The organism is Coprobacillus cateniformis (assembly GCF_009767585.1).
In the GTDB taxonomy this organism is placed as follows: Bacteria; Bacillota_I; Bacilli_A; order Erysipelotrichales; family Coprobacillaceae; genus Coprobacillus; species Coprobacillus cateniformis.
In genome coordinates, this window is the sequence record NZ_WSNW01000001.1 from 2,386,289 (window position 1) to 2,397,582 (window position 11,294).

Genomic DNA, 11,294 nt, shown 5'->3' on the forward strand with positions numbered 1-11,294 from the left:
TATAGGCAATTATCAAATATGGTAGTTGCCTTTTTTGATTGGAGGAATTGAAGAATGAATGATAAAAACTTTATAGAAGAATTAAGACAAAAGCGTGAAGAATATGGAGTAACACAAAGAAAACTTGCTGTTGCCTGTGGTATCAGTCGTACATATTTTAACCAGATAGAGAATGGGACTGTTGTTCCCTCTGCTGAACTAAAACAAACGATAGAAAAACAGATTGAGCGTTTCAATCCGCAAGAACCACTATTTCTGTTGATTGATTACTTCCGTGTCCGCTTTCCTACGACAGACGCATTAAAGATTATTCGTGAAGTATTACAACTAAAAGCCGATTATATGCTTTATGAAGATTTTGGAAAATACGGATATGAAAGCAAATATGTTTTAGGCGACATCAACATCATGTGTTCCATGCAAGAGCATTTAGGTGTTTTATTAGAACTAAAAGGCAGAGGGTGTCGGCAAATGGAAAGTTATCTATTGGCACAGGAACGCTCATGGTATGACTTTATGCTGGATTGTTTAACGGCAGGTGGTAAGATGAAACGACTTGACTTGGCAATCAATGATAAAGCAGGAATATTAGATATTCCAAAGTTAAAGGAAAAATACAAGGCTGGCGAATGTATCTCCTACTTTCGTATGCAGAAAGATTACAGCGGTACGGAAAAATGTGGTAGCGATTTACCAAAGAATACAGGAGAAACCTTATATCTCGGTTCAACCAGTAGTGAGTTATATATGTGTGCCTATCAGAAAAATTACGAGCAGTATGTCAAAAATGGCATAGAAGTTGAAGATACAGAAATCAAGAACCGTTTTGAAATACGCATGAAGAATGAACGAGCCTATTATGCGGTTGTAGATTTACTGACCTATCGGGACGCTGAACGCACCGCTTTTTCTATCATCAATCATTATGTCCGCTTTGTTGATAGAGAAGATGATAAACCGAAAAGTCAATGGGAAACAAATGATGATTGGGCATGGTTTATAGGGGAAAATAGAGAGCCGATACGATTAACGACTAAACCAGAACCTTATACTTTACAAAAGGCATTACATTGGTTACAAAGACAGGTTGCACCAACCATAAAAATGGTACAAGCATTAGACAGAGAAAATCATACAACGATACTGAAAGATATGATTGAGCAGGCAGAACTCAAAGATAAGCATAAACACTTATTACAATTAGAAAAATCAACCATAGAAGAACGCATAGATACCGCTGTCCCACAAGAGAATGACGGTATTTTTTAATTTCTTCAAAATATCTGCAACAAAACATCAACTTGTGTACAGATATGGTACGAGAAAAGGAAATCTAACTTTTTTTGAAAATAGGTCATCAAATCAAGGTTTCCATTCCCTATATGGAGTGAAAGAAGAAAAGTTTTGAAAAAATGTCGGAAATTCAAGATGAGTGGACAGTGTTATGTGAAAGAAGACAAAGTATCTTCAATTTGTATTCAAACAGGTATTAGCAGTTGAGTGTTGATGTGAAAAGAAGAAAATATTTTCATTCTCAACTTAACATTTGGTAGTTGTCGTTCCCTATATGGAGCAAACAAAATCTTTCATTTCATAGTTGGCAGTAACGGTATTGCATAGGTAGTTAGGGTGTGAAAAGAAATCTTTTCATCATCAACTTAGCAGAATGACAATTTCTTTCCCTATATGGTACAAGAAAAGAAAAAAGTTTTGAATATTGGTTACGCTTTTACTCTTTTCCAACGCGATATATAGGAAAGATGATTTTCTTCTTTCAATCGCTCTTTGACAACTGAATAAAGCAATTCAATACCTTTGACAGACAGCGAGCCGTTGAAACAGATACGCCATGACCTTTCTCCTGCAAAAGTGAGCGACAACCTATCTGTGTTCTTGTAAAAGATTTGTCCTCTTTTATCGCCATGACCTGTGCTGTCAGATAATGATACTCCCGTACAGCCACAGCTTGAGCGTTAAAAGCGTCGCACGCAATGGGTACGGCTACATAAGAACTATGCAGAGGTGGAAGTCCTGTGGGCTATGACAAAAGCCGTTGAATTGCTTAGAAAGATTTTACAGAAAGGGGGTATGTGTTATTGATAATGCTGTAAAAACAATTCAAAAGAAAAATAACAAGTGTGGCATTGGCAACAGAGGAAAGACAAAGATTGTTGTAAAAGAGCATTTCTCCGAAAAGGGAAAGACAATGGAAGAACTTCTAACTGATGTCATGTTGGAAAAAGCAAAGCAGACAATCGCATAAAATCGGTGCAGTTGTAAGAAATAGATTGAATGACAAAAAGTACCCGTGTTATACTTTACTTGCAAGCAGGTATTGTAAACACGGGTTAGTTATAAAGGAGGATAACTGACAATGAAACAACAGATTTACAATACTGCACTTTATCTTAGGTTAAGCCGAGATGATGAATTACAGGGCGAAAGTTCCAGCATTACCACACAAAGAAGTATGTTGCGTCTATATGCAAAAGAACATCATTTGAATGTGATTGATGAATATATTGATGACGGCTGGTCGGGAACAAATTTTGACAGACCGAGTTTTCAAAGAATGATTGAGGATATAGAGGCAGGAAAAATCAACTGTGTTGTAACAAAAGACTTATCACGACTTGGTAGAAATTATATTATGACAGGACAATATACAGAATTGTATTTTCCCAGCCATAATGTCCGTTACATAGCGATTGACGACGGTGTGGACAGCGAAAAAGGCGAAAGTGAGATTGCACCATTTAAGAACATCATCAATGAATGGGTGGCAAGAGATACGAGCCGTAAAGTGAAATCAGCCTTTAAGACGAAATTTGCAGAGGGTGCGTATTATGGGGCTTATGCTCCGTTAGGATATAAGAAACACCCCGACATCAAAGGGAAACTGTTGGTTGATGAGGAAACAAAATGGATTGTTGAAAAAATCTTCTCTCTAGCCTATCAAGGTTACGGTAGTGCCAAAATCACAAAAATACTGCGAGAAGAAAAAGTCCCGACAGCGTCTTGGTTGAATTTTACAAGGTACGGTACTTTTGCTCATATCTTTGAGGGAAAGCCCGAAAGCAAGCGTTATGAGTGGACGATTGCTCATGTAAAGGCGATATTGAAAAGTGAAGTCTATATCGGAAACAGCGTTCATAATCGACAATCAACCGTTTCTTTCAAAAGCAAGAAGAAAGTACGAAAGCCCGAAAGCGAATGGTTTCGAGTAGAAAACACGCACGAACCGATTATTGACAAGGAAGTGTTCTATCGTGTGCAGGAGCAGATAAAATCAAGGCGTAGACAGACAAAGGAAAAGGCAACGCCGATATTTGCAGGGCTTGTCAAGTGTGCGGATTGTGGCTGGTCTATGAGGTTTGCGACAAATAAGGCAAATAAAACACCGTATAGTTATTATTCTTGTAGTTTCTACGGACAGTTTGGCAAAGGTTATTGTTCTATGCACTATATCCGCTATGATGTGCTGTATCAAGCTGTATTGGAACGATTGCAGTATTGGGCTAAGGCAGTACAGCAGGACGAAGAAAAGGTATTGAACAAAATACAGAAAGTCGGCAATGCAGAGCGAATACGGGAAAAGAAGAAAAAGGCAAGTGCCTTGAAGAAAGCCGAGAACCGACAAAATGAGATTGACCGTTTATTTGCAAAAATGTATGAAGATAGAGCCTGTGAGAAGATAACGGAACGAAACTTCATCATGCTGTCGGGGAAATATCAAAAAGAGCAGATAGAACTTGAACAGCAGATAACCAACCTAAGAGAAGAATTAAGTAAAATGGAACAGGATATGATAGGTGCTGAAAAGTGGATTGAGTTAATCAAGGAGTATTCCGTACCAAAGGAACTGACAGCACCGTTATTAAATGCAATGATAGAAAAAATCCTTATTCACGAAGCAACAACGAATGAGGAGAACGAAAGAATACAGGAAATAGAGATATACTACCGATTTATTGGAAAAGTAGACTGATAAAGAGGGTTCATATCTTTAACTAAGGGAAACTGGAGTGTCATATCCAGATATATCTTTAGTATCATCGCTATGTGAAATTTTAGAAGTGAGTGAGCATGAATTGATTACTTGCAGTGAAGATTTTCAACAAAGGGAAACAGAACGCCAAGCCAAATATTTTCGTCGTCTTATGAAAACATATTCAGTTTTTTTCTATATTTGTTATGCGGTTTCATTATTTGTCTGCATGATTGTTAATCTTATACTTGAACAGCAATTGTCATGGTTTTTTATTGTTTTATCAGGTGAGATGGTGGCATTTACAATCACTTCATTACCTAATCTTGTGAAAGGGGAGAATAAACAATGGATTATCTTAGGAAGTTTTTATATTTCATTAAATCTCTTGCTGTTAACGAGTTGCATATATACAGGTGGAGACTGGTTTTTCGTAACAGCAGTTTGTTTATTCTTTGGATTTGCTTTTGTAGTCTTGCCTTTTTTGCTTAGAGATTTACCTTTGCCAAGCCCATTTTATCAGCATAAAACAGTGATTTATTTTACAATCATGACAATCTTATTGCTGATATTAGTAGGAACAACAATGTTTTATAGTGGTTATAGAACTGAAATTATATCTATAGGATTACCTGTGACACTGGTATGTGTTTTTCCATTTTGGCTAATGATGTTTATCATACGCTATTTGCATATAAATAGTTTATGGAAAACAGCTATATGTTTATTTATTATAGGAGTCTTTAGTTTTGGTATGAATAGTGTATTGATGATGTTGATTCATCATCAGTCATTTGCATTTTCACCAATCAATTTAAGAGTATGGAATGAGTATTATTTAGATGGGAATATAAAAGTTATTATTGTCTCTGTTTTTCTAAGTCTTTCTATTGCATTGACGATAGGTGGTATATCATTGGAAATTAAAAAGAAATCTAATATATAATTTTGAAAATTGTTAACCTTTTTCTATTGTTTGATATAATAGATTATAGGATGGGTGATAATTATGAATGATTTATTTGTGAAACAGGTAACACTTGTAAAAGATGAAAGTATGACTGATCAATATCCTTTTTGTATTGATCTCATTCAACACTTCGATTCTTTATCTTTTGAAAAACCAGTTTCTTTTTTTATAGGTGAAAATGGGGTGGGTAAAAGCACTTTTGTTGAAGGACTAGCAGTAGCATTAGGATTGAATGCTGAAGGGGGAACTGAAAATTTTTATTTTCATACTGCTGAAACACATTCCCAACTTCATCACTATTTAAAAGTTTCTAAAGGTGTATATAAACCACAAACAAAATTCTTTTTAAGGGCTGAGAGTTTCTATAATGTTGCGACTGAAATAGATCAGATTGCGACTGAAGATTCAAGAATGTATAATGGTTATGGTGGAAAAAGTCTGCATGCTTGTTCACATGGAGAGTCATTTATTCAATTGATGATGAATCGCTTTTCAAAAAAAGGTTTATATATTTTAGATGAACCAGAAGCGGCATTATCACCATCACGACAATTGGCATTGTTAGTCTTAATAGATGACTTGGTTAAAGAGGGTTCACAGTTTATTATAAGTACCCACTCACCCATTTTGCTTTCCTATCGAGATGGCATCATTTATGATTTGAATTCCTATTTTCAAAAAGTGGAATTTAAGGAAACAGATATTTATCAAACATATAAATTGGTATTAGATAATCCAGAAGGGATGCAACATCATCTCTTTGATAATAAAGGAGAAAAACGATGATAGAATTACCAGAGGCTTTGTCACGTGCTAAAGAGTTGAATAATGCTTTGATAGGCAAAAAGATTGTTAAAGTTTTGTTACCGACATCACCTCATAAGTTTTGTTGGTTTCAAGGGGATGTGGCTTCTTATCCTGCTCAATTAGAAGGACATATGATAAAAGGAGCAAGAGGATTTGGGATTTTTGTAGAGATTGAGTGTGATCAAGGTGTTTATATGTGTGTCAATGATGGTGTGAATATGACTGTATTTACTGCCTGTGATGAGATACCAGAAAAATATCAGTTAGCTATACTTTTTGAAGATCAAACCAGTTTGGTTTTTCAAGTTGCGATGTATGGAAGTCTTATTTGCCATCATGGAAACTATGAAAATGAATACTATTTGAAAAGTTTAGAGAAGATTTCACCAATTTCAAGTCAGTTTACATATCATTATTTTGTGAGTGTATTAGAAAATGTAAAGCCAACCATGAGCATCAAAGCTTTTTTAGCAACTGAGCAGCGTTTTCCAGGGATTGGTAATGGTGTATTGCAGGATATTTTATGGGAAGCGTCTCTTCATCCAAAACGTAAAGTCAATTCGTTGTCAAAGCAAGAAAGTCAACAGCTTTTTCAAGCTATCCAAAGTATTCTTGGTGAAATGATTGAACAAGGTGGCAGAGATACGGAGAAAAATATTTTTGGTTATTTTGGTGGATATAGAACACGATTGAGTAAAAAAACACTTCATCAACCTTGTCCAAGATGTCAAACTCCTATAGAAAAAGCAAACTATTTGGGAGGAACTATTTATTTTTGTCCACAGTGTCAAAAAAATATATAAATGTTAAAAAGCAGTTTTTCTTATATTTGAAAGACTGCTTTTTGAATATTCATATTAAGATTGTAGTGTTATTGAGTTCAAAAAGAACCTCCTGATATTTTTATGACCTTTTTGAATAATGGTATGTCCCTCTGCTTTCTTTTTGAGCAATAATACCACCAGGGTATTTGGGATTCAATTCACCATTGGCGCCAATAAGGTGTTTCATCTTCAGTTCGTTGAGAACTAGCCCAGCTTTATCTTTTTTTGATTGATATTATTGAGTTCTTATGAAGATTATAGCTGTTTGAGTAAAAAAACCGTTATATTAACGGTTAGTTTTGGCGTGAACATTTTTCAGCATCAATAGCTAAAGCAATCATTAAAACATATAAAGCATTATCAGGTTGAACAACATCTATAACATAAGTGTCTGTAAAATGGAAAATTTCTTTAGAGATTGTTGCAATAATAATTCCTTGAGAATTAACAATCTGATAATCCCACTCTAACCAATTGCCCTGTACTTTCCAATCATTACAATCTAAATGAAAAACAGGTTTAAAGAATGAAAATTCTTTGTAAATACGACCAATATATTCATCTTGAATATACATATTAAATTTAGGTAAGAAAGTGAAAACCTCTTCTTTTATTGTACCAATATGCACATTATTTTGGTTATGGATATGTAAGCAATGCCCCCAACTTAATTTTCCATGTACACTATAAGTTATTTGATTGTTCTCATTAAAAATGTCATAGCTATCCAACCATGAAAATAATCTTTGTTTAAATAATAATTTCATATTCTCCCTCATTTCTATTTTTATTATACCATAAAAAAACAAGCATCTCGATGCTTGTTTAATATAAACGTCTACAACTATACCATTCTCTTTGCCAATAGCTGTTATTTAAACTAGATACTTGAACTGGTTCGCCTTCAGTTGGGGCATGGACCATACGATTGTTTCCAATATAGATACCAACATGATGGATTCCACTATAAGTTCCATTACTACTGAAAAGAATGATATCCCCAGCCTGCAATTGATTCTTGGAAATACTTTTTCCTGAGTTTGCTAATGTTTTGGTATTACCAACACCAATATTAACACCACTTTGATAATGAGCCCAGTTAACTAATCCTGAACAGTCAAATTTTGTCCAGTTTGGATTTTGAACACTGCTTGTTGAGTGACCACCACCCCATACATATAAATAACCTTGACGTGTTAATGCTTTATTAGCTATCTGTAATCCTAATTTTTCATTTGATGATAAATCATCTGATGAATCATTATTTGATTGATCATTGTTATCAGATTGATTGTTATCAGTTTGTGAATTGTTAGAATCAACAGGAGGTTTTGGGTTATTCTGATTGTTGTTAGTAGTATTGTTGTTATTAGGCTTTGATGGTTTTTTGTTTGGAGTTGCTTGAGTCACATTATTGACCTTTGATTCTTCAGCTGCTTTTTTGATGGCTGCAAGATTTGATTGAATACTCTCAATAGATTCTTGATTTTTAGAGACTTCAGCATTATTAGCTGCTAATTCTTTATTTTGTTCTTTCAATTTTGCAGTGAATTTTTCTTTCAGTTCTGCTTGAGCAAGTTTATCTTGCTCTATTGATTCTTTAAGAATTTTGAGTGTATCTTGTTGCTTTTGCACTTCTTTCATTGCGTTTGTAAGTTCTTCTATAATATCATTATCATACTGAGTTAATTCTTTAAAATTAGCTGCACGACTCATGAAATCAGTAAAATCTTCAGCCCCTAATAAATAAGAAACATAAATGCCAGAATTCATTGTTGTTTGCATTGCATACATACGTTCTTCAAGCGTTTTTTGTTTTTTTGTAATGTTCTTATTATATGATTCAATACTATCTTGAATATATTTTAATTCTTTCTGTGTGGAAGCTGCTTTGGCTTCTAAATCTGTCATTTGTTTAATAATATCTTGAATCGTATTTTCTGTATTTTTAACATTCTTTTGAGTTTCTTTTGTATCTTTGGCTAGTTCTTTGTTTTTATCTTTGAGATATGTATTAAATTCTTGACATGTTTTTTGTTGTTTGTCTGTTAACTTGGAAGATGAACAGAGTTTTATGTATTTTTCTTCTTGACCTTTAAAATCTTCTGCTTGAACTGATATATAACTCAAAGAAAAAGCAGTCATAAGACATAGAGTAAAAAAGCCTATAAATATCTTTTTTTGACGAGACATGACAATCCCTCCTTTTTATCTACACTTCTTATTCTAAACACTTTTGCGTATGTGTCAATTGAAACACATAGAAAATATTTGGGAAATCATGTTTATTTGATGTGATAATAGATCAACTCTGTTTGATTTTTTGCCCTTTAGATTATGCTATAAATGATATCGGACTGTCTATCAAATAGTATTCATTGTCTATAAGTCTATTTTTTCTTCATTGATATGGACTGATAAATACTGATATCATAATAAATGGTTAATAGACAGTTGATAATAATAAACATGGGTTGATAAGATAGAGATCTTAGGCATAATGGACTCTTTTCAGTAGAACAAAGAAAGGATAAAACGAAGATACATATCACATGTATATTCATTTCATCCTCGAAGTCTTCCGTACCATTGTTATATCATAATCAGCAAACATATGACCCAAAACATTTGATGTATTTTAGACTTTTCTATCTTCAATAATACGATTAGCAACAATATCAGGGGCAAATTCATATCCTAAGAAATCCATTTCAAAGAATCCTTGACCCTGTGTCATTGATCTTAAATCAACAGCATAGTTCATGACTTCTGATTGAGGTGCTTCAGCAGTGATCTTAATCATGCCATCTTCTAAAATTTCACTACCCATAACACGAGCACGCTTTTTATTGAAATGTCCCATAATATCACCAGTATACTGTTCATCAACATAAACATTTAATGTGACAAATGGTTCTAATAAAACTGGTTTTGCTTTTGGCATTGCTTCTTTAAAACACATGATAGTAGCTGTTTTAAAGGCCATTTCAGATGAATCAACACTATGATAAGAACCATCAATAAGAGTGGCTTTAATGCCAAGAACAGGATATTCAGCAAGTATACCAGCTTTCGTTGCTTCAAGCATACCTTTTTCTACTGCTGAGAAATAAGCTCTTGGAACAGCTCCACCGAAAATTTTTTCTTCAAATACAAAAGGAACACTATAATCATTGAGTGGTTCAAATGTCATTTCTACATCGCCATATTGACCATGACCACCAGATTGTTTTTTATATTTATAACGGTGTGTGACACTTCCACGAATTGTTTCACGATATGGAATAATAATATCATCTAAAGCAACATCAATTTTAAATCTTTCTTTCAGTTTTGCAACAACTGTTTCAATATGAATATCGCCTAATCCATAGAGACATTGTTGTTTTGTTTCAGAATTGTTTTCAAAACGTAATGTTGGATCTTCTTCTAATAATTTATTTAGTGCATTTGCAATCTTTTCTTCATTGCTTTTTCCAACAGGTTTAATCGCCTTACCAAAATATGGATGAGAGAAACGAATAGGTTCATATAAAACACGATAATCTAAAGTGCATAAAGTATCATTTGTCTGGGTATGTGTTAATTTAGATAAAGCACCTATATCACCAGCATTCAAAGTATCAACTTCAATCAATTCTTTCCCTTTCATAACATAAAGTTTATTCATTTTTTCAACTTCTTTTTTACGAACATTATATAAAGAAGTACCTGTATGAACACAACCTGTACAAACTTTAAATAGAGAAATTCTACCAACAAAAGGATCAGCAATTGTTTTAAATATAAATAGAGATGTTGGTAAAGACTCATCAAAGCCAATTAAGTCTTCTTCACCAGTGTCTTCGTTCTTTACAACCATAGAATTGACCATATCACCAGCAGCACTAAAGAAAGCAACCATCGAATTTAAAACAATCTGTATGCCAATTTGATTGGTACCACACAAAACAGGAATTAAAGTATGATTCATAACACCTTGTCTTAATGCCCATGATATTTCTTCTTTTGTAAAAGGTTCTTCATTAATATATTTTTCTAAAAGTTCATCATTTGTATTGGCCACAGCTTCATCAATCATATTTTTGATTGGAGTAATTTCATCCCACATATTATCAGGGATAGGACAAGGGTGGGTTTGTTCACCTTCAAAATAACGTCCTTCCATTTTTGCTACATTCACATAGCCAACCATTTTGTTGCCTTCCATAATTGGGACTTGAATAGGGGCAATTGCTTTTCCATAAGTTAATTTTAATTCTTCTAATTTCTCTTTATAAGCTGCATTTGGATAATCAAGCCCACTTAAATAAATGATTTTTGCTTTATTGTGTGCTTTATGCATAGCTTGTTTTGTTCCTACACTAATACCTTCTGTAGCAGGAACAACAATTAAAGCACTTTCAGTAACTTTAAGCGCAGCTTCAACTTCACCAATAAAGTCAAATGAACCAGGTGTATCAATAATATTGATTTTACAATCATTCCATTCTAAAGGAATAACTGTTAAACCAATCGAGGTTTGTCTTTTCACCTCTTCTGCTGAATAGTCACTCAGAGTGTTTCCATCCTCAATCGTACCTATACGATTTGTAATTCCAGCCCGATAAGCCATAGCTTCAATCACGCTGGTTTTACCACTCCCAGAGTGGCCTAACACGACAACATTTCCAATTTCGTTTGAGTGATAAGTTCTCATAATATC

At 33.9% G+C, this 11,294-nt stretch carries 9 protein-coding genes; 6 read left to right on the top strand and 3 right to left on the bottom strand.

Translation table 11 applies throughout. The features are described from left to right. The first annotated feature begins 54 nt into the window (after positions 1-54). The 6 genes from GQF29_RS11695 to GQF29_RS11725 all read left to right on the top strand — a co-directional run bounded on the left by GQF29_RS11695 (position 55) and on the right by GQF29_RS11725 (position 6,568). Positions 55-1,269: a replication initiation factor domain-containing protein gene (locus GQF29_RS11695; protein ID WP_160340749.1), complete on the top strand. Its 1,215-nt coding sequence runs from the start codon at positions 55-57 to the stop codon at positions 1,267-1,269. Positions 1,270-2,053: 784 nt separating this feature from the next. Then, positions 2,054-2,263, top strand: coding sequence for a hypothetical protein (locus GQF29_RS11705; RefSeq protein ID WP_008394616.1), 210 nt, complete (start codon positions 2,054-2,056; stop codon positions 2,261-2,263). Between the two features lie 111 nt (positions 2,264-2,374). Beyond that, positions 2,375-3,988 carry a recombinase family protein gene (locus GQF29_RS11710; RefSeq protein ID WP_008394611.1) on the top strand — a complete coding sequence of 538 codons (1,614 nt, stop codon included), beginning with the start codon at positions 2,375-2,377 and terminating at the stop codon, positions 3,986-3,988. Between the two features lie 37 nt (positions 3,989-4,025). Continuing rightward, on the top strand, positions 4,026-4,934 hold the full coding sequence (locus GQF29_RS11715; RefSeq protein ID WP_008787515.1) for a hypothetical protein: 909 nt from the start codon (positions 4,026-4,028) through the stop codon (positions 4,932-4,934). Positions 4,935-4,997: 63 nt separating this feature from the next. Continuing rightward, positions 4,998-5,744, top strand: coding sequence for an AAA family ATPase (locus GQF29_RS11720; RefSeq protein WP_008787516.1), 747 nt, complete (start codon positions 4,998-5,000; stop codon positions 5,742-5,744). Beyond that, positions 5,741-6,568: a formamidopyrimidine-DNA glycosylase gene (locus GQF29_RS11725; protein ID WP_008787517.1), complete on the top strand. Its 828-nt coding sequence runs from the start codon at positions 5,741-5,743 to the stop codon at positions 6,566-6,568. The genes GQF29_RS11720 and GQF29_RS11725 overlap by 4 nt, the downstream gene beginning before the upstream one ends. Positions 6,569-6,882: 314 nt before the next feature. Here GQF29_RS11725 and GQF29_RS11735 read toward each other — a convergent pair whose 3' ends face one another. The 3 genes from GQF29_RS11735 to GQF29_RS11745 all read right to left on the bottom strand — a co-directional run bounded on the left by GQF29_RS11735 (position 6,883) and on the right by GQF29_RS11745 (position 11,288). Then, the gene (locus GQF29_RS11735; RefSeq protein ID WP_008787518.1) at positions 6,883-7,356 is read right to left on the bottom strand and encodes an LURP-one-related/scramblase family protein; all 474 of its coding nucleotides are present in this window, start codon (positions 7,354-7,356) and stop codon (positions 6,883-6,885) included. A gap of 58 nt (positions 7,357-7,414) precedes the next feature. After that, the gene (locus GQF29_RS11740; protein WP_008787519.1) at positions 7,415-8,782 is read right to left on the bottom strand and encodes a C40 family peptidase; all 1,368 of its coding nucleotides are present in this window, start codon (positions 8,780-8,782) and stop codon (positions 7,415-7,417) included. A 445-nt stretch (positions 8,783-9,227) separates the two neighbouring features. Continuing rightward, positions 9,228-11,288: an elongation factor G gene (locus GQF29_RS11745; RefSeq protein WP_008787520.1), complete on the bottom strand. Its 2,061-nt coding sequence runs from the start codon at positions 11,286-11,288 to the stop codon at positions 9,228-9,230. Positions 11,289-11,294 lie beyond the last annotated feature (6 nt).